19 protein-coding genes and 1 pseudogene are annotated in these 22954 nt (G+C 62.1%); 8 read left to right on the top strand and 12 right to left on the bottom strand.

The features are described from left to right. Positions 1-243: 243 nt before the first annotated feature. Both M1D74_RS04000 and M1D74_RS03995 read right to left on the bottom strand, forming a co-directional pair. Positions 244-1083: a gamma-glutamyl-gamma-aminobutyrate hydrolase family protein gene (locus M1D74_RS04000; protein ID WP_458116568.1), complete on the bottom strand. Its 840-nt coding sequence runs from the start codon at positions 1081-1083 to the stop codon at positions 244-246. Positions 1084-1273: 190 nt separating this feature from the next. Beyond that, on the bottom strand, positions 1274-2971 hold the full coding sequence (locus M1D74_RS03995) for a ribonuclease J (protein ID WP_458116567.1): 1698 nt from the start codon (positions 2969-2971) through the stop codon (positions 1274-1276). A 331-nt stretch (positions 2972-3302) separates the two neighbouring features. Between M1D74_RS03995 and M1D74_RS03990 the strand changes: the two genes are divergently transcribed. After that, positions 3303-4859, top strand: coding sequence for an alanine/glycine:cation symporter family protein (locus M1D74_RS03990; RefSeq protein ID WP_458116566.1), 1557 nt, complete (start codon positions 3303-3305; stop codon positions 4857-4859). 103 nt (positions 4860-4962) lie between these two features. On the opposite strand, the gene M1D74_RS03985 is transcribed toward M1D74_RS03990, so the two are convergent. From M1D74_RS03985 to M1D74_RS03975, 3 genes are all read right to left on the bottom strand, one after another. After that, positions 4963-5727 (bottom strand): class I SAM-dependent methyltransferase, encoded by a 765-nt coding sequence (locus M1D74_RS03985; protein WP_458116565.1) that lies wholly within the window; start codon positions 5725-5727, stop codon positions 4963-4965. Positions 5728-5805: 78 nt separating this feature from the next. Next, positions 5806-6174 (bottom strand): DoxX family protein, encoded by a 369-nt coding sequence (locus tag M1D74_RS03980; RefSeq protein ID WP_458116564.1) that lies wholly within the window; start codon positions 6172-6174, stop codon positions 5806-5808. A gap of 87 nt (positions 6175-6261) precedes the next feature. Beyond that, a complete protein-coding gene (locus M1D74_RS03975) occupies positions 6262-7734 on the bottom strand; it encodes an MDR family MFS transporter (protein WP_458116563.1) in 1473 nt (490 codons plus the stop codon). 102 nt (positions 7735-7836) lie between these two features. On the opposite strand from M1D74_RS03975, the gene M1D74_RS03970 reads away from it, so the two are divergent. Next, complete coding sequence (locus M1D74_RS03970; RefSeq protein ID WP_458116562.1) at positions 7837-8445, top strand: TetR family transcriptional regulator; 609 nt, start codon at positions 7837-7839, stop codon at positions 8443-8445. A 350-nt stretch (positions 8446-8795) separates the two neighbouring features. On the opposite strand, the gene M1D74_RS03965 is transcribed toward M1D74_RS03970, so the two are convergent. Then, positions 8796-8936 carry a hypothetical protein gene (locus M1D74_RS03965; RefSeq protein ID WP_458117217.1) on the bottom strand — a complete coding sequence of 47 codons (141 nt, stop codon included), beginning with the start codon at positions 8934-8936 and terminating at the stop codon, positions 8796-8798. On the opposite strand from M1D74_RS03965, the gene M1D74_RS03960 reads away from it, so the two are divergent. After that, complete coding sequence (locus M1D74_RS03960; protein WP_458117131.1) at positions 8892-9119, top strand: HNH endonuclease signature motif containing protein; 228 nt, start codon at positions 8892-8894, stop codon at positions 9117-9119. The genes M1D74_RS03965 and M1D74_RS03960 overlap by 45 nt on opposite strands. Positions 9120-9210: 91 nt before the next feature. On the opposite strand, the gene M1D74_RS03955 is transcribed toward M1D74_RS03960, so the two are convergent. From M1D74_RS03955 to M1D74_RS03940, 4 genes are all read right to left on the bottom strand, one after another. Next, the gene (locus M1D74_RS03955) at positions 9211-11358 is read right to left on the bottom strand and encodes a GmrSD restriction endonuclease domain-containing protein (RefSeq protein ID WP_458116561.1); all 2148 of its coding nucleotides are present in this window, start codon (positions 11356-11358) and stop codon (positions 9211-9213) included. Between the two features lie 67 nt (positions 11359-11425). Next, a complete protein-coding gene (locus M1D74_RS03950; RefSeq protein ID WP_458116560.1) occupies positions 11426-12094 on the bottom strand; it encodes a hypothetical protein in 669 nt (222 codons plus the stop codon). A gap of 101 nt (positions 12095-12195) precedes the next feature. Continuing rightward, entirely contained in the window at positions 12196-13494 is a 1299-nt protein-coding gene (locus tag M1D74_RS03945; protein WP_458116559.1) for a glycosyltransferase, read from the bottom strand. 405 nt (positions 13495-13899) lie between these two features. Further along, complete coding sequence (locus M1D74_RS03940) at positions 13900-15462, bottom strand: amino acid permease (RefSeq protein ID WP_458116558.1); 1563 nt, start codon at positions 15460-15462, stop codon at positions 13900-13902. A gap of 178 nt (positions 15463-15640) precedes the next feature. On the opposite strand from M1D74_RS03940, the pseudogene M1D74_RS03935 reads away from it, so the two are divergent. The 4 genes and pseudogenes from M1D74_RS03935 to M1D74_RS03920 form a co-directional block, all read left to right on the top strand. Continuing rightward, positions 15641-16623, top strand: a pseudogene (locus M1D74_RS03935) (FAD-dependent monooxygenase); the annotation flags it as partial. Between the two features lie 66 nt (positions 16624-16689). Then, on the top strand, positions 16690-17163 hold the full coding sequence (locus tag M1D74_RS03930) for an aromatic-ring hydroxylase C-terminal domain-containing protein (protein WP_458117130.1): 474 nt from the start codon (positions 16690-16692) through the stop codon (positions 17161-17163). Positions 17164-17570: 407 nt separating this feature from the next. Further along, positions 17571-18563, top strand: a complete 993-nt coding sequence (locus M1D74_RS03925; protein ID WP_458116557.1) for a hypothetical protein — start codon at positions 17571-17573, stop codon at positions 18561-18563. Continuing rightward, positions 18538-20016: a hypothetical protein gene (locus M1D74_RS03920; protein ID WP_458116556.1), complete on the top strand. Its 1479-nt coding sequence runs from the start codon at positions 18538-18540 to the stop codon at positions 20014-20016. The genes M1D74_RS03925 and M1D74_RS03920 overlap by 26 nt, the downstream gene beginning before the upstream one ends. A 325-nt stretch (positions 20017-20341) precedes the next feature. Here the strand turns inward: M1D74_RS03920 and M1D74_RS03915 are convergent, their stop codons facing one another. Together M1D74_RS03915 and M1D74_RS03910 are read right to left on the bottom strand one after the other, a co-directional pair. Next, positions 20342-21298, bottom strand: a complete 957-nt coding sequence (locus tag M1D74_RS03915) for an HNH endonuclease (RefSeq protein ID WP_458116555.1) — start codon at positions 21296-21298, stop codon at positions 20342-20344. An 815-nt stretch (positions 21299-22113) separates the two neighbouring features. Next, positions 22114-22353 (bottom strand): helix-turn-helix transcriptional regulator, encoded by a 240-nt coding sequence (locus M1D74_RS03910; protein WP_458117129.1) that lies wholly within the window; start codon positions 22351-22353, stop codon positions 22114-22116. Positions 22354-22415: 62 nt separating this feature from the next. Between M1D74_RS03910 and M1D74_RS03905 the strand changes: the two genes are divergently transcribed. Further along, the gene (locus M1D74_RS03905) at positions 22416-22949 is read left to right on the top strand and encodes a hypothetical protein (protein WP_458116554.1); all 534 of its coding nucleotides are present in this window, start codon (positions 22416-22418) and stop codon (positions 22947-22949) included. Positions 22950-22954: the final 5 nt, after the last annotated feature.

Here is a 22954-nt window from a genome sequence, read left to right as displayed (position 1 = left end):
CATGCAGCGATGTACTGGGAAGGGCGATCTGGTCCGTCGTGACCTGACCTGATGGAGAGTGATAGTCGAGTCGGGTTCGATTGGCCACAGTGTGCTCCTCGGTAGGACCGTGGGCCATTGCTTAACCGCTAGGACTAGGACTATATGGTAAGCCTGCTTAGTTATTATCGGCAAGCAACGCCTGAACCTGCAGGGGTGCCGGGCATGCTTGCAGGGCTGTTTCCGCTGGTGCGGGCGGCTCTGTTACCGGGCAGGCGCCTCATCAGAGGTGAGGGACGGCAGCGCGTCCAGTGCTGCGGTGAGTTCGGTTGCCGCGGACGATGGCGCAGCCGGGACCAGCCTGGACAGGAACTTCCCGCGGGCTGCTTCAATGAATCCACGGAACAGGCCGAACTCCTCCGGAAGCTCCTCCGGGTGCCACTGCACACCCACCGTGAACAGGTTGGCTGGGTACTCGATGGCCTCGACCACCTGGTCGTCGCTCCAGGCCACGGCCACGAGCCCGTCGCCCAGCTTGTCCACCGCCTGATGATGGGCCACCGGGACGGCTTCGAGACGCGGGCCGATGCACCGGGCCAGAATCGATTCCGGCCGCACCTCCACGGGAATGAGGTTAAACCGGTAGCCGCCGAGCTGATACTGCCCGTTGCCGACCACGTCCGGAAGGTGCTGGTGCAGGGTGCCGCCCAGGGTGACGTTCAGCAACTGCTCCCCACGACAGATGCAGAGCAGGGGGACGTCCTGGCGCAGCGCTTCACGGATGAGCGCCTGCTCCCAAGCGTCGCGTTCCGGTCGCGGCGGGTCCGTCTTCTCATGCCGGTCCTGGCCGTAGAGGGCAGGGTCCACGTCCCAGCCTCCGGTGATGACCAGACCATCGAGCCTGCTGATCAGGTGTTCGATGACCCCTGTGGCAACCGACTGCGGCGGCAGGAGGACCGGAATGCCACCGACCTCTGTAATGGGCGTCAGGTAGGACTCCGGGAGGAACGCCGCATTCACCGTGCCGCAGCCATCGGTGCCTGCCTCTTCCAGGTAGGTGGTGAGTCCGATGAGGGGTTGCAGTAAGGTGTCTGCGGTTTCCATGGGGGTCCTTCCGGGTAAATCTCCGCTTCAATTTTAGGGCCCGGAAAGCTGTGGAATGTTTCGTCGGCGTCAAGATCAATAGTCAGTTCGGCCACACCATTTCGCTCGTCATGGCGAACCGATCCTGACCCGCCTTACTGCCGGTTCGATGATCGGCAGCAAGGCGGTAAGCCAGTATGGAGCGGACGAACTAGGCGTCGACGATGATGACCGTGATTACGGGCTTCCGTCGCAGTGACCGGTCCGACCAACGCAGCAGATCCTCAGCGATGGCACGCTCAGCCTCAGGCCCGGTCTTCTGCCCCTTCAGGTGGGAGAGTGTCTTCTCGACAACCGCCGTCGCCTTGTCCAGATCGGCGTCCGACGGTGCAAAGCCGACGGGGAAGAACTCGGGGTCCTCCTCGAGCTTGCCGGTGTCCGGGTTCACGATGGCCAGCACCGTCAGGGCGCCGTCCTCAGCGAGGCGGATGCGGTCCTGCAGAGACTCCTCGGTTGCGGCACCGGCCACCATGTTCTCGACGTACACGTAGTCAGCGGTGACCTTGCCGGACACGCGCGCGACGCCGTCCTTGAGGTCCACCGTTGTGCCGTCCTCGACGATGAGCGCCTGCTTCGGGTTCACACCCGTCCGGACAGCCAGCTCGGCGTTCGCCTTGAGGTGGCGGTGCTCGCCGTGGACCGGCATCACGTTGCGAGGGCGCACGAGGTTGTAGCAGTAGACGAGCTCGCCGGCGCTGGCGTGACCGGACACGTGGACCTTGGCATTGCCCTTGTGCACCACGTTGGCGCCGAGCTTCGTGAGGTCGTTGATGAGCCGGTAGATCGAGGTCTCGTTGCCCGGGATGAGCGAGCTGGCCAGCAGAACGGTGTCGCCCTGGGTCAGGTCGATCATGTGGTCCTGGCTCGCCATGCGCGCCAAGGCAGCCATCGGCTCACCCTGCGAGCCGGTGCAGATCAGCACGGCCTTGGTCGGGGCCATCTTGTCGAGTTCCTTGAAGTCCACGAGCAGGCCGCGCGGCACGTTCAGGTAGCCGAGTTCGCGCGCCGTCTTCATGTTGCGGACCATCGAGCGGCCGACGAAGGCCACCTTCCGCCCGTACAGGTGGGCGGCGTCGATGACCTGCTGGATGCGGTGGATGTGGCTGGCGAAGCTGGAGACGATGATCCGGCGCGGTGCGGTGCGGAAGACCTCGTCGATCGCCGGCGCGAGGTCCTGTTCGGAGATCTGGAAACCGGGCACGTCGGCGTTGGTGGAGTCGGGCAGGAACAGGTCTACGCCCTCCTCACCGAGGCGGGCGAAACCGGCAAGGTCGGTAATCCGGCCGTCGAGCGGGAACTGGTCCATCTTGAAGTCGCCGGTGGCCAGGACAAGTCCGGCACTGGTGCGGATTGCCACCGCCAGCCCGTCGGGGATGGAGTGGTTGACGGCCAGGAACTCAAGATCGAACGGCCCGAACTTCTTCCGATCGCCCTCCTTGACCTGCACGGTCTTGGCGGTGATTCGGTGTTCCTGCAGCTTGGTCTTGATGAACGCCAGCGTCAGCTTCGCGGAGATGATGGGGATGTCGGCGCGCTCACGCAGCAGGTATGGCACAGCGCCGATGTGGTCCTCGTGGCCGTGGGTCAGCACCAGCCCGACGATGTCATCCAGACGGTCCCGCAGGTAGGAGAAGTCCGGCAGGATCAGGTCTACTCCGGGGTGGTGTTCCTCCGGGAAGAGGACGCCGCAGTCGACGATGAGCAGCTTGCCGCCGAACTCGAAGACGGTCATGTTGCGCCCGATCTCCTCCAGGCCGCCCAGCGCGACAATGCGCATGGCGCCGCGATCGAGCTTGGGCGGGGTCTGGTCCGCGCGTGAGGTGGAGTGGTGGCGTGAAGTCCTGGTCATGGGATCCGATCTCTATGTCGGGCGGGAACCCGGAGCTCAAATACCGGCGGTAAGGTGCTTCGTGGCGTGGACGCCCTGCTGAGCCGCTGACGCGCGCTGCTAACAGCACTGGCGGAACGGCATTACTTTGTACCGACTTTATCAGCGCAAGGCAGTAAACGACGACGGCGGCAGCCGCCCTGCCGGAAGCGCCCCGGCAACCGCCAAATGGACGAACACCGATATTTCGTGAGAACCTTCACAGGTTTTGGTGTGGTGCACGCCACTGCGTCCATCGACGTCGTGCACCACCAAGCGCATACCCACGCTCTCACAGAAGGAACTCACACACATGAGCGGTGTCTTATCAGCCATCAATGGCGTCATCTGGAGCGACTTCCTCGTTTACCTCTGCCTCGCCACCGGCGTCTACTTCTCCGTTCGTTCGCGCTTCCTGCAGGTGCGGCACATCAAGGGAATGGTCCACCAGCTGCTTCACGGTCAGAAGTCCGACTCCGGCGTCTCCTCGTTCCAGGCCCTGGCAATGTCACTGTCCGGCCGCGTTGGAACCGGCAACGTCGCCGGCGTCGCTACCGCCGTCGCTTTCGGCGGTCCGGGTGCCCTCTTTTGGATGTGGATGATGGCCTTCCTCGGGGCGTCGACCTCCTTCATCGAGTCGACCCTCGGCCAGATCTACAAGACCAAGGACCCGCTGACGGGTGAGTACCGCGGCGGCCCGGCCTACTACTTCTCCCGTGCCCTTGCCCATACCAAGGGTGCCCGCATCTTCAAGGGCTACGGCTACGTCTTCGCTGCCGTGACCGTCCTGGCCTGCGGGGCACTGATGCCGGGTGTTCAGGCCAACTCCATGGCCACCGCCATCAACGGGGCCTGGACCCTGCCGCCGTGGACAGTCGCCGTCGGCTCCGTCATCCTGCTGGCGTTCGTCATCATCGGCGGCGTCAAGCGCATCGCCAGCGTCGCATCGTTCGTGGTGCCGTTCATGGCCGTCGGGTACATCGTGCTCGCCCTGATCGTCGTGTTCGTCAACGCCGCGCAGCTGCCGGAGATCATCGCGCTGGTGTTCCGCAGTGCGCTGGGCATGGATTCCGCCCTGGGCGCCGTCGTCGGACTGGCCGTGATGTGGGGCGTGAAACGCGGTGTCTACTCCAACGAAGCCGGCCAGGGAACGGGTCCGCACTCCGCGGCCGCCGCTGAGGTGTCGCACCCGGCGAAGCAGGGTCTGGTTCAGGCCTTCGCCGTGTACATCGACACGCTGTTCGTGTGCTCGGCTACAGGGTTCCTGATCCTTTCGACGGGCGCGTACCGCGTCTTCTCCGGAGGCACCGAGGACGGCGACGTCCTGGTGGAGGGCGGCCTGCTGTCGGCGACTGCCGCCGTCGGTCCCCAGTACGTGCAGACCGGATTCGACTCCGTGTTCCCCGGCTTCGGCGCCTCGTTCATCGCGATCACGCTGATCTTCTTCTGCCTCACCACCGTCATCGCCTACTACTACATGGCCGAGACCAACCTGCGCTTCCTGGTGGGCAACTCGTCCAACAGGCTAATCCCGGGACTCCGGGTCAGCGTCGGGCGTGCAACCACGATGGCGCTGCAGGTGGCGATCCTCATCGCCGTCGCGTACGGCAGCGTGAACACGGCCGCCGATGCGTGGCTGATGGGCGACATCGGCGTGGGGCTGATGGCGTGGCTGAACATCATCGGCATCCTGATCCTGCAGAAGCCCGCATTCCAGGCGCTCAAGGACTTCGAACGGCAGCAGAAGCTCGGTCTCGACCCGGTCTTCGACCCGAAGCCGCTGGGCATCGTCGGGGCCACCTTCTGGGAGTCCTACCAGCCCGCCGGCCGGGAACGGGACAACCGCGAGAAGGAATCCGCGCGGAGCTAGCACCTTCTCCGCACAGGCATTAAGAAGAACGACGACGGCGCTCGCATCAGCGGGCGCCGTCGTCGTTCTGTGGGTGGAGTGTCCGCGACGCTGGCTCGCGCTTTCAAGCCCTCGCGAGCATGATCGGCTGGTAATAGCCGGTGACGTCGGGGATGAGCCACTCGAGTCCGGTGAATCCGGCCTCCACCAGCAGGTTTTCGAGCTCCGCGCGCAGCAGTGCACGGTAGCGGGTCCTGCTCGAGCGGGCCCGCCATGACCCGACCGCCTCCTCACTGAGCATGAATAGCTCAATGTCGACGTACGCCGCGTCGGGTGACCATTGCCAGGCCTGACCTGAGCCATGCCGTGAGCCGGCTTCCCCGTGGACGGCAATCGGCACCCCGTCTGGTCGAGTGCGCCTCAACGCGTCATAGTCTCGGAGGGAGACGAGCAACAGCCCGGCCGGTCGCAAGCACGCACGGAGACTGCGCAAGGCAGCTTCCAGGTGCTCGTCAGTCAGCAGGTGCGGTAGTGCGTTGTCGCAGGAAATGGCCATGTCGAAGCTTCCTTCGACGTGGTCGCGAACGTCCCGGATGTCGCAAACCGTGAAGTCGACGTCGATTCCCCGCCCGGCCGCCTCCGCCCGGGCACGATCAATTGCCGCAGAGCTCACGTCGGTCGCCGTCACCGCGTACCCGAGCGACACCAAGGGCAGGGCCTGGGTACCGATGCCGCACGTGCAATCCAACAGACGCCCCGCGAGGATCCCCCGCTGCGCGAGAACATCGGTTATGACTCGCCCATGCTCCAGCGCCGCGGCCCACCAATCATCGAAGAGCAGATGGTACTCAGCTGCGAGGGCGTCGTAGAACTCCTCCGGAGTAGCCATGTCTTTGCGACCTCACCTTCTGAGTCGGCGCGATCCACGCCCGTCCCGCATCAGGCCCTGTTTCCTCGTGAAACGGACTTACAAAGCCCACTCCGTGGCACGCCCCCATGCCACGAAGACCGCGAGCAGCAGAACCGCGATGTTGATGGCGAAGCCCTTCTCACCGCGCGAGATGTGGAAGGCAATGGACAGCGCCATGATGAGCGCCAGTCCGATGGCGGCTGCCGGGATGAGGAACGTAGCGAAGCGGAAGATGCCGGGAAGGATCAGGCCCAGCGCACCCAGGATCTCGAACGTTCCGGCGGTGCGGGCGTAGCCCGGTTTGTCCGCCGCCCAGGTGAGCCCGTGCGACACCAGATTCTCTATCGGTTGAAAGGCTTTCGAGATACCGGCGGCGAGGAAGAACGCGGCGAGGGCACCGGCAACAATCCACAGCGCAATATTCATGACTTCTCCTCGTGAAGCCCCGACAGGGTAAGCATGCTCTCGATTCGTCGGTTTGGCTATGGATTTCCGGTGCCCTCGGCGAGCTATCTAGCGGCGGGCGCCGTCGTCGTTCTTCACCGGGCGGACGAACAGCGAAAGCACCACCGCGACGACGGCCAGCACACCGCCGACGGCGAACGCAACCTGCGCGCCGGACGCCTGCGCCGGACCTTCCGCCGCTCCCCCGGCCGATGCGGTGGCGGCGCCGATGGTGAGGGCTGCGACGAGGATCGCCGTTCCCGCTGCGCCGGCGAGTTGCTGCAACGTGTTCAGGCTGGCGCTGCCGTGGCCGTAGAGGTTGCGGGGCAGGGCGCTGAGTGCCGCGGTCATGAGCGGGGTCATGAGCATCGCGAGGCCGAGCGAGAACACCCCGTACATCGCGCCCACGGCCACCAGCGAGGTGTCCGGGTTCAGGGTGGAGAGCGCCCATTGGCCGCCGGCCACCAGCAGCGCGCCGGGGACCACCAGCGGGCGGGGACCAACGGCGTCGTACACGCGGCCGACAATCGGCGAAGCGATGCCCTGAAGCAGACCGCCCGGCAGGAGCAGCAGGCCGGTGGTGAGGACACTCGCGCCGAGGCCGTTCTGCAGGTAGATCGGGAGGACGGTGACCGTGCCGATCATGGTCGCGAAGGCGATCATCAGCAGCGCAACGGAGACGCGGAAGTTGTGGACACTGAAGGGGCGCAGATCCAGCAGGGCGGAGTCGGAGGCGCGCTGCAGGCGCAGTTGACGGCGGACGAACACGGCGAGCGCGACAACCCCGGCCACCAACGCTGCGACCGGCAGCCATGCGCCGTCGAGGACCGCGTCGATCGACGCCAGCGCGTACACAAGCCCCCCGAAACCGACCGCAGACAGCGCCACGGAGAGTGCGTCGAGCGGGGCCTTGCGGGTATCGCCGGCCTTCCTCAGGAGCACCAGGCCGAGGACGAAGACGACGGCGATCACCGGGAGCATGAGTCCGAAGATCCAGCGCCAGCCGAGCGAGGCGACGACGACGCCGGACAACGTCGGCCCGATGGCGGGCGCCACCGAGATGACGACCGAGTTGAGGCCCATGACGGTGCCGCGGTGGGCGGGCGCGACCGAGGTGAGCGTGGTGGTCATCAGCAGCGGCAGGATGATGGCGGTACCGCCGGCCTGGATGACGCGTGCGATGAGGATGACGCCGAAGGTCGGTGCGACGGCGGCAAGCAGGGTCCCGGCGATGAACAGCAGGAGCGCCGCGGTGAAGAGCGTGCGCGTGGTGAAGCGCTGCAGGAGGAATCCGGTGGTGGGGATGACCACGGCCATGGTGAGGAGGAATCCGGTGGTGAGCCACTGCACGGTGGTGGCGGTGACGGAGAATTCCTGCATGAGGTTGGGCAGGGCGACGCCCACCACGGTCTCGTTCAGGATCATCACGAACGCGGACAGCGCGAGCACCGCGATGATCGGCGCAACACGCGTGGGTGCTTGGGGTTCGAAGGCGGGTGCCGGGTGTGTGGACTGGTCCTCGTGGACTGTGGAGGGCGGCATGAGCTACCTGTTTCTGATCGAAGGGTCGCTCGATAGTGTCACATTGTGACAGTTCGTCATAGGCTGACAGAAGCGGATGTGGGCAGTTTCATAGGAGGACAGATGAACGACGACGGCGCTCTCTCCTTACGCGCACGACGGCGGCTGGACACCGAGCGTGAGATCCACCGGGCTGCGCTCGAGCTGTTCGAGGAACAGGGCATCCAGGCGACGACGGTTCAGCAGATCGCCGACCGGGCTGGTGTCTCGTCGAGGACGTTCTTCCGGTACTTCACACGGAAGGAGCATGCGGCACTGCCCGGGCAGCACCGGATGCTGGCGGGTGTGCGGGCGTTCGAGACGTCCGCGTCCAAACCCCGGGACCTGTTGCGGGACATCGAAGCGATGGCCGAATCCGTCATGCGTCTTGAGAACGGCGAGGACCTCGCCGAGCATGGCCGGGTGATACGCATCCTAGGGAAGGATCCGGAACTCCTCGCCTCGGCTGCCGCTCAGGATCAGGTGCTGGCCGGCGAGCTGCGAGCCCGGATCACGTCGCAGCTCGGGGATAGGGCTGATTCGCTGAACCTGCTGCTGCTGACCGAGGTGGCGGTTGCGGTGTGGCGGGCGTCGTGGGCCCGCTGGGGTGAACTCGCGGCGGACGGTAAGGCGTACGACCCGGTGGAGGTATATCGGGAGACCCGGGCGGAGTTGCGGCGGGCGGTCGGGTAGCTGACTGATCCGAGATGTGACGATGCGGTTTCCGCCTGCGTGCTTCAATTGTTGCTGACAACATGGGGGAGATTTCATATGTGCGGTGTTGAACGATGATGGAGCTCGGTCGGATCTACTGGTCTCGGAAGGCTCTGAAACTGAGCTACTCAGTAGTCGTTCTGTGGCTCGCGTGGTCCCTTATCAGTCCGCTCCTCAGTGGTTCACTGCTTTCAGCGCCACCCTCAGTCGCTACGGGAGTCTCTGCTGCATCGGACGTTCTGCTTTCCCTGGGTCAGCAACTGCTGGGAGCAATTGCGCTCCCTGGCCTCATCCTCGTTGGGCTCGGGATCACTGCGGCGGTTATTACTTCACGCGATGCCCGACGTCGAGATCCAGTTCGTCGCTTCACGAAGCAGCAGCGGCGCGAAGGCATGGCTCGCGCGGACGGGCAGTGTGAGCTGGGCATGGGCGCTCGCCGCTGTTCCCGACCGGCCGAACACGGCGATCACTTCTACCCGTGGTCGAAGGGTGGGTCGACCAGCCTGCAGAACTTTGTCGCAGCATGCAGCAGGTGCAACCGATCGAAGGGAGCCCGGATCCCGTCACCGAGCGCTCAGCGGAGAATAGAAAGGCGACGGCTGGCCGCCGGTCTCGAGTCCTCGCAAGCACTTGTGGGACAGCGTTCGCCGTAACCTCCCCCGGACCCGCCGGGTGTTGAACCTCCGTCTCAAGGGACCCACCAGCGCGCTCACAGCTGCCCGCAATGGCCTTGCACGATAAGCCCTACACCGCCTCGACAACTTCGCCGCCCATAGCGAGGGACTCAACGAACTCCTGTCTCAGGTCGCTCATGGATCGATCGCCCTCTACATCGACGAGCCAAAACCACCAACCGGCTTCAGACTGAGATCCTGTGATCGCTTTCGCCGCGGCGCTCAACGTGTCATAGCGACGATCACCGACAAAGAGAGACCCATCTTCACTCACCTGGCAAGGCTTTCCCCGATGAGCCTGCACCCTCGCAAATAGAGTCTGTCCTGGATGCACCAGACCCGCGCTAACCAAATCCGCTACATCAACTCGAGGGGTGGCACGCTCGATCGAAGCGGCGACCTTGCCGCCATGTCCGGCAGGGACTGGCCATATCTCCAATATGTCCGCGATCATCCTTTCTGTCCGCTCGACAATGAAATCCTCAGTCCAGCCGTGGGCACCGAGATCAACCACTTCCCGCGTCAGAAGCAGCGAAGTATTCCTGCGAAGCTCCTCGTACTTACCCCGCTCCCCTTGCCATGGACCGTTAGATACCCTGCTATTGAGCGCCTGAGTGAGCAACGTCAGGTTCCCGAGGGTATGGACCAAGCTGTCACGCCGATTCGACTGGTCCTCCCCGAGGGCGACTGGCCAGTTAAGCGCCCAGTCCTGAGGCATCACATGTTCGATCGTTGTAGTACCTCGAATGACCGGTTGTTCATGCATGGGCCGACCACCAGTCCAACCACGGCGATGGTCTTCGATGGCTTCCAGAAGCATCCTCAGGCGCCCCCTCCTAAAGCGCTTGTATATGGGCATGTCGGTAAGCTCGCGGCGGACTTCCGCGTCTCCAGGCCAATAATCATTTGGCCCGTCCTGATTCGCAAAGTACTGCTCAGTTGAATCGCCAACAGTGTCCCGAGGCTGCTGACTTAAATGATTCAGGAGGTCCACTAGGATGCGGTTATACGCCTTGGTGCTGGCTCGGACGCAAGTTCGCCGGATAAGCCAACTCTCAACCGTCGCCAAGCACTTATCTCGCTGGTCGGTGGGGACACGTTGTCGGTTAGGGTCCTCAAGCCACAGAACAAGCGGTTTCACAACCTCCGATTCCAGCGTCGACGTCCGATAGATGAACAATTCCAACCGGTTAAGTACATTCGTCGAGCTCCAGGACCGCTCCGTGAACGAACGATAAATCTCGGCATTTCGTTTGATTCTGGGCAGCAGAGAATCAATGGGCTCGTCGTTGTCCGACACATGGCGTTTGAACTGAGCGAATACCTCTTTCGCCGTTACGTCCCGTAATGACTGAGCAATCAACCATTGGTTAAGGAACAGAGAACTTCTGCTGTAGGTGACACGGCCGGATGCAATCTCACTCTCCCAAAAAGGCGTTTCGAAGGCCTCCCAATACTTGTGATATGCCTGCTCAGCCTGTGCCGGCGCAGCATCGAGTCGCTGAAAAACGAAGTTCTTTATAAGATCTGCTGCGGTCAGCGGAGTGCCTCGAGCGTTCAACGTCTCGAATATCTCTTGGGCATCCTCATCCGCTTGGAGCTCGATCACGACGATCTGTAACTGGTTGCTGACAGTTTCTACTAGCGCCTGTGCTCGTTTCTCCAGACCGGGACCAGAGAGCCATTCCTCCGCAGACTTGGAGAAGAACTCATGGGCGGCGACCATGCGAGAACCGGCATGGGTCAACTTCGCATGCTCGACTGGCGCCACAGCCAACATGACTTCGTTGAACGCTGAACGATCTCGGTTCGTGGGCCAGACCTTATATCGGTCCTCGGGGTGGGCTGTGAAATGCTCAGGGTTCTCCACCAAATCCTGAACCTGCCGGGCGATGCTATCGAAGCCGGCTAGACGTACCTGCTCGTAGACCGCGCTCATCATAAGCTGCATAGTCGTCAGCCGTTGCTGTCCATCAATGATTGTGCGAATAGGAAGTGTGCCTATGGTTCCCATTTGTTGCTGCACCACAACTGCGCCCAAGAAGTGAGGCGCTTGAGGTTCAAAATTCACCCGTCGTTCCGCCAGCCGTTGAACATCCTCCCATAATGGTCTCCATTGACCCTCCTTATTCCATACGTAGGGCCGCTGAAAAAGTGGCACCATCAATCGCTGGGGCTGATAAAAGACCTCGCGGGGCGTTTTCACCTGAGTGAGCAAGTTCAGGAACCTTTCAAGATGTGAATTGGGCGGGCTCGTGGCCCAGCGGGCGATTATGATCTGATTACTACACAATGCTTTCCGTCATAGGTGATGGCGCTTTTCGCCTTCGCTCGTAGGCCCAGATCGCATGGTCCAGCTCGATCGGGTTCACCTTCAGTTTTTCACTTGCCGCGATAACGACCCGACGGGTTTCCTCAGCACCCGTCTTGCGGCCAAGAGCGCGCCCTACAAATCGCTGTATCCAGGTGTCCGCCTTGACACCGGGCTTACCTAGCAGCATTCCGAAGTACTCCCAGGTGACGTGTCCTAGCCCATGCACTGACGTGTAAGCACGTTTATGTATCGAATCTTTTGGGTCAAGCTGATCCGCATGCCGCACGCCTACGTGGACCAAGTTGTGCGCGGCTTCTGCGATGGCAGAGGCTTTTGTCCTACCACTTATGCGTTGGTTATTCAGAACTATCTGCAGATCTGGCTCTGCAACTTTGGACAGCCGTGCAAGGTCGTCCGGCTTCGACTCACCCACATGGTCGGAGTACCTTCGGACGGCCGCTCTTACGCCGTTCTCTTCTGAACCGTAGTTTGCTTGGATGGACAGGACTGCATCGGTAAGCGCTGCTTCAATCTGCCCTTTCCTTCCTCCGGCCCAGGATTTCCACTCCTCTCGCGGCAGCTCAGCGGTCAATTGGTCGAGCAATCTTTGCAGATCGTTATCCTTCACGGCTTCCCCCATCTCTCGTCCTCGAGAAGGCGTCGTTGCCCCCTTTCACCTTACTCACAGGATCTGGGACACGAGGGCTACCCCGCGCAAATCGCTCCTGCTCGTCCAGCGCGTCATCCCGCCGGTTTCAATTCCTCCATGAGATCTACTAGCGCGTCCACTCCACGGGAGCCCTTGATGGCAGCACCGATACGCTGCGCGTGTTGCCGGTAGGACGGGTCGGCGAGGACCTTGCGCACGGCCTTCGCGACATCGTCGGGCTTGGCACGGTTGGTGCGCAGGTTGATGCCGGTCCCCGACCACGCAACCCGTGCCGTCACTTCGGCTTTCTCCTCCGACTGACCTGCAACCACCAACGGGACCCCGTGACGCAGGGCGAACTGCACTCCCCCGTACCCACCATTCGTGACGACGACGCTGGTCTTGGGTAGGAGCTCGTCGTACGGGAGATAGGAGGAGACTCGGACGTTGGCGGGCAACGGTCCGGTGAGCGTGTCTTCCGGCCGACCTCCGGTGCTGACAACGACAAGCACGTCATCGTTCGCGAGTCCGTCGATCGTGGGACGGATGAGGTCGTTGTAGTCGCGGTTGGCTACGGTGCCCTGGGTGACGTGGACGACCGGTCGCCCTGAATCGAGGTCTCCCCACCACTCGGGCAGCACCAGGTCGGCAGTATCCTTGCCTCCGCCCTGCGACACCGGGCCGACGAAGTGGACGTGATCGGGAAGGTCGGAGCGTGGGTACTCGAACTCGGGAACGCCGAACTGAACGAGGATGTCCGCATGCCGCGGCCAATTCATGAAGAAGCCTGGGAAGGGTTTGCCTGTTGCGTCTCGTGCAACTTGGTCCGCGTACTTCTGCACCGGCCCGAAGATGACCTTCTCGGCCACTCCTTTGAGCACGGCATTCCGGACGCGGCCGACTGGTCCACGCATCGGAGGTATGCCGAGGCCGAAGGGTGCCGTATCCCGGCTGGCAAGGCTGAGGGGTACGATGCCGCAATTGATAACGGTCGGACGCTGAGCCCGTGGCGTGTTGAGCAGCAGAGCTGCGCCCATGAAGAGCGCCTCGGAAAGCACCGCGTCGGTGGGCGTTTCTGCAATGGCGGCCTGCACGGCGTCGTACTGGTGTTTACCGGGGCGCATGAAGATGTTGGTGAGGTCGTATCGGATCCCAGCCGGGCCTTTGAGCCCGACCTTTCCGGGAAACTCTTCGTCCTGTTTGGTTTCGTCGAAGTCGGCCTCGGGTGGCAGCGGCAGGAAGGTGGCACCGGAGGCGGCCACGCGGTCGGCGAAGCGTTGGCCGGTGAGGAAGCGGACCGAGTGGCCGCGGTTCACGAGGCCGGCGGCTACCGCGAGCATCGGGACAACATGCCCGGTGACGGGGCAAGAACAAACAAGTACCGATGCCATGACGGGCTCCTGATCAGGTGAATGCGTGCTTCCCAGTAACCACCCGGCGCCTTGGAGTTTTCTGGTTAGACGGCTCCCCCGAAGTACACCTCGACCTCGTGTACGAGTCCGTCGTGTACGCGGGTGGCTTCGACGTTGCGATAGGTGCGTCCGACGACGATGTACTCGTATCTGTGCAGCACGACGCCGTCGACCTCGACGATCTGCAGGGTTGTAGCCGGTACCTCGAAGTGGTCCGCCGTGGGGAAGCAGCGTCCAGCCAGGTGTCACGGTCGAGGTGGTCGTCCTGCGGGCTAGTGAAGGTGAAGTCGTCCGCCGCCAGTGACAGGGCGAGGCGTTCGTCCTGCTCGCGGTATGCACGCATGAATTCGAGGACTGCCTCCTACGGCGTACGAGTCATGTGAGCTACCGGTCGTCGTCGACCGGTGAAACGCCCGCTCCCCCGAGTCCGACGTCGGTCCGGCGCTGCTGCTCCGGCATTCCTGTGTTGTAGCCAGGACCACCGGTGACCATGATGCTGCGCTTCCGCGAGTACAGGAAGTACACCGCGATGCCGATGGCCATCCAGACGAAGAACCGGAGCCAGGTGCCGCCGGTGAGGTTCAGCATGAGGAAGAAGCACAGCGCGATGGCGATGATCGGCAGCACGGGCACGAAGGGAACCCGGAAGGACCGCTTCAGGTCAGGACGGGTACGACGCAGGATGATCACGCCAAGCGCCACCAGCATGAACGCAAACAAGGTCCCAATGTTGACCAGCTCCGCCAGCGTGGACAGCGGCACGAAGGTGGCAATGATCGCGATGATGATGCCCGCGAGTAGCGTGAACCGGTAGGGCGTCCCGAACTTCGGATGCACAGCGCCCAGCGCCGGCGGCAGCAGCCGGTCTCGGCTCATCGCGAAGCCCACTCGAGTCTGGCCGAGCAGCAGGATCATGGCGACGACGATCAGGCCGATACACGCTCCGATCGCCACCACGTTGCCCATCCAGGTGACGCCGACCGCGGTGAAGGCTGTGGCCAGCGGGGCGCCGTCGGCCGGATCGATGTCGGAGTAGGGGCGGATCCCGGTGATGATCAGCGAGACAGCCATGTAGAGCACGGTGACGATGGCGAGCGACCCCAGGATGCCGATCGGCAGGTCACGCTGCGGGTTGCGGGTCTCCTCGGCGGTGGTGGCGATGACGTCGAACCCGATGAACGCGAAGAACACCAGAGCCGCCGCCGCAAACACACCGCCCAGCCCGTACACCGTGGGCTCGAGCCGGAAGAGCGTCTCCACCAGCGGGATGTCCAGCGCGCCGGCTTCGGAAGGGGCAGTGCCCTCGCTCGGCGGAATGAACGGCGACCAATTGGCGACATTGATGAAGAACAGGCCGACGATGATCACCAACAGCACCACGGCGACCTTGATCGCGGTGACAACTTGGTTGATGCGGCTGGAGAGCTTGATGCCGGTCATGAGCACGACCGTCAGCCCAAGAATCAGCAGCCCGGCCGGCAGGTTCATCACTCCGGTGTCGACGGACGCGACGGCTTCAGGGATCGCGAACGGGGTGTCCTGCAGCACCACGCCGAGGTACTGACTGAACGACGTCGCCAGCGCAGCGGACCCAACAGTGAACTCCAGCACGAGATCCCAGCCGATGACGAAGGCCACCAGCTCGCCGAGCGTCGCGAACGAAAACGTATAGGCGCTGCCGGCCACGGGGACCGTCGAGGCTAGCTCGGCGTAGCAAATCGCGCTCAGCCCAGCGACAACGCCGGCGATAAGGAAGGAAATTGCGACGGCGGGACCTGCGTTTGCGCCGGCCGCCTGCCCTGTGAGCACGAAGATTCCGGCACCGACACACACGCCGATGCCGAAGACGATGAGGTCCAGCGCGCCGAGGCTCTTCTTGAGCTGGTGTCCCGGCTCCTCGGTGTCGCGGATGGACTGCTCGATGGATTTGGTGCGGAACACACTCATGGCCTGACCCCTTGCTCTGGGACTGTGACTGCTCTCACTTACGTCTGGCTTGAGCACGATTCTATGCCCGTCAACGGGACTTACAACCGGTGGGTGAAAGGGAGATACGGAGCGTGTGCGCTGGTCCTTCCATTTCCAATGTACTGCTGACGAGGGGGTTTGCGGCAAGACCCCCGTCATGCGCCACACTGGCTCGGACGTGCCCAAGTTGATGCATCGGATTGCACGAAGAGGTGAGGTTGAAATGGCTGACGTAGTCATCGCCGGGGGTGGCCCCACAGGAACGATGCTCGCCGGCGAACTGGCCCTGGCAGGCGTGGATGCGGTGATCATCGAACGCCGCCCGACGTCGGAACTGATGGGCTCCCGTGCCGGCGGCTTCCACTCGCGAACGATTGAGATCCTCGACCAGCGCGGCATCGTCGACCGGTTCCTCGCCGAGGGCCAGCCCGTCCAGGCTGCCTTCTTCGGAACCACGATGCTGGACATGAGCGACTTCCCTACCCGCCACCCGTACACGCTCGGTCTGTGGCAGAACCACATCGAGCGGATCCTGGCCGGCTGGATCGAGGAACTCGGAGTGCCGGTCCGTCGCGGACTGAAAGTGACCGGCTTCGCCCAGGATGACGACGGCGTCGACGTTCAACTCAGCAACGGCGAACACCTGCGCGCACGGTACCTAGTCGGCGCCGACGGCGGCGAAGCACAGTGCGCAAGGCAGCAGGCATTGAGTTTCCCGGCTGGGACGCAACGAGGAGCAGCCTGATCGCTGAAGCCGAGGTCACCGAGGAGACACCGCCCGGCATGCGCATCGACGAGGTCGGCGTCCACGGCCTCCACCTCATGGAAGACGGGCGAACCACCCGCATAGTCGTCACCGAGAAGCACCTGGGACCGGCGACCGAACCCACCCTTACCGACCTTTCCATAGCGCTGACCGACACCTACGACACCGACTTCGGCATCCACTCCCCGACCTGGATCTCACGGTTCACCGACGCCACCCGCCAAGCCGCCGCCTACCGCAGCGGCCGAGTCCTGCTGGCGGGCGACGCCGCGCACATCCACTCGCCGTCGGGCGGGCAGGGTATTGGGCTCGGGATCCAGGACGCCGTGAACCTCGGTTGGAAGCTCGCGCAGGTCATCAAGGGCATCGCACCGGACAGTCTGCTGGACACCTACCACTCCGAGCGGCACCCCGCCGGAGCGCGGGCCCTCAAGCACACGATGGCGCAGGCACTCATGCAGAAGGCTGACCCGCGTGTCAGCGCGCTGGCCGACACGGTCGCCGACCTGCTGACCATCGACGAAGCGCGGAAGCGAATGGCAGGACTCATCTCCGGACTGGACGTGCACTACGACCTCGCTGACGAGCACCCGCTCCTCGGTCGCCGCATGCCCGACCTCGACATCGTCACTACCAATGGCCCGCGTCGCGTATTCGCTCTCCTGCACCATGCCCGTCCAGTACTCCTCAACCTTGGCGAGCCTGGCAGCATCGATCTGGGTCCGTGGAGCGACCGGATCCAGTTGGTTGATGCAAAGTACGACGGCGAGTGGCACCTTCCGGTGATCGGTGCGGTCAGCGCTCCTTCCGCCATGCTAATCCGTCCCGATGGGCATGTCGCGTGGGCAGGAGACGGAACTCAAGCGGGATTGATAGACGCGTTGACCCAGTGGTTCGGGCCGCTATCGCACTAGCGGGCGCCCCGCCGCAGCATGCTGATACTGCAGCCGTAGCACCTCTCCCGCGAACGACTCAGTCGCCGCCGCACCCTTCAGGTCCGGCGTCGCGATCATCGGCGAGCGCCGGCTCGACGCGGCGGTTAGCCACTTGGCCGCCGATCCTCCCCCAGATACTCGAGCATCATCGCCGCAGCCCAAAGCGCTCCTACCGGACGGGCAACGCCCTTGCCCGCGATTTCCGGGGCAACCGGGTGCTCTAGAGCCCGGACCGCGTCGGCGCGGCCTCGTTCCGACCGAACCTGACGGTCACGCACACGTTCGCAGTGACCCTCAGCTGAACTGTGGGCTGGCTTGTAAGCGTTGTCACCTGCAATAGCTACTCTTTCCTGGGAGAGTAAACGGTAACGGGGTAGGGATATCGAATGGCCGAGCAATTCGACGTGAGCAATGCCAAAGAGGGCATCGGCAGGGCTCTGCGAGGCGCTTCCACGCGCATCGTCGAGCAGGCTGAAAGCGTCAAGCAGACTGCCAAAGACGCTAGGGAAGCCGCCAGAGACAAAGTCGAAAAACTGGCTGCGAAGACCGCGGACCCCTATGAGGAGGTCATAGCCGAGTACAACGCTGCGTACACCGCCATGAGCGACAGGGGAGATACACTCCTGCGCCAGCGCGAACGGTCGGCGGATCTGATCGAGCTCGTCGAGCTGCTGGTGAATAGCATCGCTAACACGCCGAAGTCGTTCGACACCTCCTTGGGTGAAGTTGGCGCTCACAAAGCCCAGTTCTTGGATGCAGAGGAGTTCGCACGTAAGGATCTTGAAGCTGCGAGACATTCTGCAGCTGGCGCCGGTGCCGGATTCGCGACGGGAGCTACAGTAGCGAGCGTTGCACCCACGGCTGCCATGTGGGTCGCGACCACGTTTGGCTCTGCATCCACTGGCACCGCGATTTCCACTCTCTCTGGAGCTGCCGCGAGCAACGCCGCTCTCGCCTGGCTTGGCGGCGGCGCCCTCGCCGCGGGAGGTGGAGGTACCGCTGCTGGCGGCGCTTTGCTCGCACTAGCTGGCCCTATCGGATGGACTGTCGCAGGAGCTTCCCTCCTTGCTTCGATCGCACTTTTCTCGAAGAGCAAGTTGGAGACTCGGGCTACGAAACAGCAAGAGCTGGCCGACGTGAAGCGGAACATCGCGTCGGTCGAGACCAGCGACGCTCAAATCGGCCATCTCCTTCAGAAGACCACCGCACTGCGCGACGAGCTGAGAAACTCCTATGTTGGAGCGTTGCCATGCTTCGGCGCTGACTTCCGTTCGCTCTCGACTTCCCAGCAGGACAGCCTGGCAGTCCTCGTAAACAACACGAAGTCATGCGCGGCCCTGCTATCCACTCGTATTGAGCAAGGCACATCTGGTGAATGACCTCAGGGAACTCATCAAGAGCAACCAAGAGCAGGCTGTCGCTTCCTGGCTCAACTACCTCAATCAGGTTCGAATTGACCAGCTATTGAGCTCGTTAAGACAGCAGGACGTAAACCTCCTGCGCGCCCTCACCAGTATCGATGAAGCCGTCAGAAAGATCGACTTCGAGGTGGTCACCTCCAATCGCGGGGGGCAGCACGGCATGCACGGCTTCATAGCCGAAATTGCGGAGGTGGGCATTGGCAACGCTCGCAAACAGATCCTCGGCCAGGAGCCTGTCTACCAGTGGGTCAACGACAACGGACCGGTGGACCTCATCCGCGGCGGCGTGGACATCCAGCAGAAGTTTGTCGCCTCGGGGGGTCGCTTCTCACTGGGAGCAATCACCGAGCACCTGCAGAAGTACCCCGACTATGTGAAGAACGGCGGGAGGTACCAGATTCCCCGTGATCACTTCGAGTTGATTGAGAGGCTGCACTCCATGCCACCGGAGGAAGCAGGGAAATTATTGTCGCGCAGCGGCGACGGACCGTCCTTCACGGACTGGCGACGCATTGACGCGTTCTTCCAGCAGGGTTCGATCGACCTTGAATCACTCGAGCCTTCGGCTCTTGAGTACCGTCAGGTTCAGAAGGGTGCCTACGAATCGACCATGGCAGCCGAGGAGAACTCCCTTCGTTCCACAAACCAGTCCTTGCGTGACAACGCCTATCAAGAAAGTTTGCCGACCCTGCAAGAAGCGACGTCGGCCACCCTAACAGCCGCTGCAGTCGAGGGCGGGACAGCTTTGGTGCTGGCCTTGGTTGCTAAGAAGCGGGAAGGAAAGCAGCTTCGAGAGTTTAGTCAGCAGGACTGGCTCGACATTGCAGGTGAAGCTGGCCTGAGCTTCGGCAAAGGCGGAGTGCGAGGTGCCAGCATCTATGCGTTGACGAACTTCACGGCCACGTCCGCAGCAGTCGCAAGCTCAATCGTCACCGCGTCCTTCGGCATCGCAGAGCAGGCGAACAAGCTCCGCCGCGGAGAAATCGACGAGCTCGAGTTCATTGAAAACTCGGAGCTCCTCTCTTTGGAGACCGCCGTCAGCGCACTGTCCTCCTACGTCGGCCAAGCGCTCATCCCCGTTCCCGTGCTCGGCGCCGTGATTGGAAACACTATCGGCACCATCATGTACAAGACGGTCGCAACGTCTCTCTCGAAGAGAGAGGCCGAGCTAATCGAGCGTTACGTAGACGAGCAACGCGTCCTCGACGAGCAGTTTGCCGCCGAGCACCAGGAACTCATAGACAAGCTCGATGAGGGGATGTCCAACTATCTCGGATTGCTTGAACGAGCTTTCTCACCCGACTCGCAGATCGCACTCCTTGGATCAGCCGAACTCGCACGACAACTCGGTGTCCCCGCGGGCGAGATTCTGGACTCTGAGGAGAAGATGCGCCTCTATTTCCTCGACTGATCCTTCGAGTAGTAACTGTCCACTCGGCGCGGCCCCCGCTAGACGTTAGCTGGCCTTCATGACCGCCGAGAGTGGGAAACCGCTCTGGAAGATCACGAGAAAGGTCGAGGAAGGGCGCCATCTCTGTCGGAAGACGCGTGTGCCGACGTCGTCGGCATCGCCCGACGCCCCTTCTTCGAAGGCATGTACGGTGCCGTCCAATCCCAGCTAGCAGGGCAGAATCTATGCAGTCGGCGGGCGACCGCCTGCAGCTAGCAAATGCTCGACACGTAGATCATTAGCTGCGGGCAAGCTCCCCCTAATTTCATCTAATAGCATCGTCCGACTACCCAGCCTCTCTGAAACGCTCGTACGCTTGCTCCAGCAGATCCGTCCTCGGCAGATCAGCGTTCCTGATCGGCACATTCATCAACTTCTTGCTGTGCCGCTCCTTCAATCCGTACTGAAGCATGGGGCCATCGATCTCGTCCAGAAGGTCCGCCCTTATCTCCACCACATGGTCCGGGCGAATCCCAAGAATGTTAGCGTCGAACGCTGCATGATGGATCTTGCACATGGCGAGCCCATTGACGACCGAGGCGATTCCTTCTTCATCAGCGTCGGCGACAATGTGTGCCGCATCTAGCAACTCCCGATGCTTCAGGTTGCAGACCGTACATCTCGTGTCATAGGCCCGCATGACATCCGCTCGGAAGAGCCCTTGATGGAGTCGGGTCTTCACCTGTTGGTTCCGGTATCGCCGCTCAAAATGCATAGGGAACTCGATTTCAAGCGGTGACCCACCCACATTCGCTCGCATTGGATCCAAGTCGACTACAAATTGGCGCTGTTGTGGTTCCTCCTCTAGGAGAAAGACTGGGAAAACCGGTAGATACCAGCCAGTGCGAACGGCGAAGAACCAAATCATCGGAAGGCTGTGCTCCTGCGCCCATCGCAGCGCTCGGTTATCCGCGTGATTCGGGTCGTCGCCCTGCCATTTATAGCGGAAGAGCCCATCCGGCCCTGTGTCGTCATCGTATGGGCGCGCCTTGCCCGGAGCCCGGTAGGTCGTGCTGAACGACAAGGCAGCGTCCAACTGCCGCGGTTTCCAAATGCCCTTATACCGGTCGCGCAATTTCACCGGCTGCCCTTCGAAAGTGAAATCTTCGAAGTCGCGCCAATGGAGGGCATCGCGACCGTCGTTGGTTCTCATCGCCAACCAGGCCATAGCGGCTTGCCGGAGGCGTGCGTCGAATGAAGAAGTCTGCGGTGTGACCCCGAAGTGCTCCGGCTGTGCGTTCATCTGTTCAGGATATGCTTCGTCACCTGGTCGTCAGAGCGCAAGTACCGATAAGTTCGAATAGGCCATAACGGAAGCACCGGTTGGTGCGCGTTGGGTGGGTGAAAAGCCTCGATCATCTCACCGAACGCTTGGCGGCGTGCCGGTGGCGATTGTTGGTGAGAATCGGGCGCCCACCATGTCCGTTCCACCGAAGCCTTACAAGATACGCCATCGATGGCACCTGAGAACGATGCTTGAAAAACTTCAAGCCAGAGGCCTGCTCACCTGGACTTGGGTGCACGAGAACAGTCGAGCGAAGTACGCAATCCGAGAACCGGGCCGGGCCGGCCCCCAGTGAGGTTAGACACCAAACAAGCGGAAATTTTGACTCAGACGTCTAACCAATCCGGAACACATCGTTTGGATACCCGTTCCAACGGAATACGGAGGCGAAAAGGAATGGCTTGCAACGAAGAGGCGCATCGAATTCATGGAAGCGGGCGATCTACCTAAGCCCTAGGGAAGCCCAGTGAGAATGCCTGCCTCATCTCCCGCGCTAGAGTCAAGAAGCCGGGGTGACGGTGACGGTGGCGCGGTGTGATACGACCTCCCGATGATGGAGCCGGCCCAGTCCCTTGTGGGTTCGACGTCACCTTCTACTTCTATTTCTTCCCGTCCCAGCAGACCGTTCCGGATGAAGCCAGTTCACGTCCGGCGGCAGGAATGCCCTGTACCGGATCTGGATGGTTACGCCTGCGATCACAGTCTCTGAACTATCTAGGGGCTGCACTTCCATCCCGACAAAAGTCGTTAGCCTAAGTGGGCTGTATCGGAGCCTAGCCTGCGTCGCTAATGTCTTCCGGCTTGGTGCTCTGCAGGTTCTTTGCGGCCTGCTCGTACATGCGCTGAATGTATTCTTCGAGCTTCACTCGCTCCACACGCCATTGACCACGACCGCCCACCTGAATCGCCGGCAGATCTCCGCTCTTCACGAGTGCATACGTCTGAGAAATGCTGATACTCAACTCATCAGCGACATCAGTGAGTTTAAGGAAGCGGGGAGATTCAGGCACAATATCTACCCTACTAAGCTCAACACATGCGGCATTTGTCGGACACGGAAGGGACCGATCGTCCAATGCTCGACGCCACTACCGATCCATCAACGCCGTTCTCTCCTGATTGGGTCAACATCGGAGTAGGAGTTGCCAGCATATTTGTTGCTGCATCCATCTCCTTGCTGGTTGCGTACCTTCAGCACCGCCGCCATGTGCTTCATGAGGCCCGAGTGGAAGTGGCGATCATGTTGACCCAGCATCGCCGAATCTTGAGAGCGTTCCGGCCGATTGCGTTCACGTTCAGTCAGCAGCAGAACCTGAGTTGGGAACACGGAGATTACGTTGAGGCCAACAAGATAGCATCCGTCATCGAACCCATGATCGATGCAATGGTGGGTCACGCCGTGACGATTAACATGATCGCACCGAAGAGTTGGCATGTGGCCGCTCGGCAACTGGTCGAAGCTCACGAAAAGCTGTTAGGAGGGATTCGTCAATTGTGTAGCGCCTACGATTTGGGGTTGAACACTAATGACCTCACCGCCAAAATACCTGATCTTCGAAAGGAGGTCATCTCCTGGCAACGGGTCCTCCTGAAGAAAGCTGGCGGCTAACTCCC

Source organism: Arthrobacter sp. D2-10, assembly GCF_054161285.1.
Note: the sequence above shows the minus strand (reverse complement) of the source record. Positions and strands in the feature narration are given on the sequence as shown.

Bases quoted from the DNA above. Each gene is read 5' to 3' on its own strand.
- M1D74_RS03940 (WP_458116558.1), bottom strand. From the start codon at position 15,462: ATGAGTGTGTTCCGCACCAAATCCATCGAGCAGTCCATCCGCGACACC.
- M1D74_RS03945 (WP_458116559.1), bottom strand. From the start codon at position 13,494: ATGGCATCGGTACTTGTTTGTTCTTGCCCCGTCACCGGGCATGTTGTC.
- M1D74_RS03995 (WP_458116567.1), bottom strand. From the start codon at position 2,971: ATGACCAGGACTTCACGCCACCACTCCACCTCACGCGCGGACCAGACC.
- M1D74_RS04000 (WP_458116568.1), bottom strand. From the start codon at position 1,083: ATGGAAACCGCAGACACCTTACTGCAACCCCTCATCGGACTCACCACC.
- M1D74_RS03905 (WP_458116554.1), top strand. From the start codon at position 22,416: ATGCTCGACGCCACTACCGATCCATCAACGCCGTTCTCTCCTGATTGG.
- M1D74_RS03925 (WP_458116557.1), top strand. From the start codon at position 17,571: ATGGCCGAGCAATTCGACGTGAGCAATGCCAAAGAGGGCATCGGCAGG.
- M1D74_RS03980 (WP_458116564.1), bottom strand. From the start codon at position 6,174: ATGAATATTGCGCTGTGGATTGTTGCCGGTGCCCTCGCCGCGTTCTTC.
- M1D74_RS03960 (WP_458117131.1), top strand. From the start codon at position 8,892: ATGGGCGCTCGCCGCTGTTCCCGACCGGCCGAACACGGCGATCACTTC.
- M1D74_RS03990 (WP_458116566.1), top strand. From the start codon at position 3,303: ATGAGCGGTGTCTTATCAGCCATCAATGGCGTCATCTGGAGCGACTTC.
- M1D74_RS03985 (WP_458116565.1), bottom strand. From the start codon at position 5,727: ATGGCTACTCCGGAGGAGTTCTACGACGCCCTCGCAGCTGAGTACCAT.
- M1D74_RS03975 (WP_458116563.1), bottom strand. From the start codon at position 7,734: ATGCCGCCCTCCACAGTCCACGAGGACCAGTCCACACACCCGGCACCC.
- M1D74_RS03970 (WP_458116562.1), top strand. From the start codon at position 7,837: ATGAACGACGACGGCGCTCTCTCCTTACGCGCACGACGGCGGCTGGAC.
- M1D74_RS03930 (WP_458117130.1), top strand. From the start codon at position 16,690: ATGGCGCAGGCACTCATGCAGAAGGCTGACCCGCGTGTCAGCGCGCTG.
- M1D74_RS03950 (WP_458116560.1), bottom strand. From the start codon at position 12,094: ATGGGGGAAGCCGTGAAGGATAACGATCTGCAAAGATTGCTCGACCAA.
- M1D74_RS03915 (WP_458116555.1), bottom strand. From the start codon at position 21,298: ATGAACGCACAGCCGGAGCACTTCGGGGTCACACCGCAGACTTCTTCA.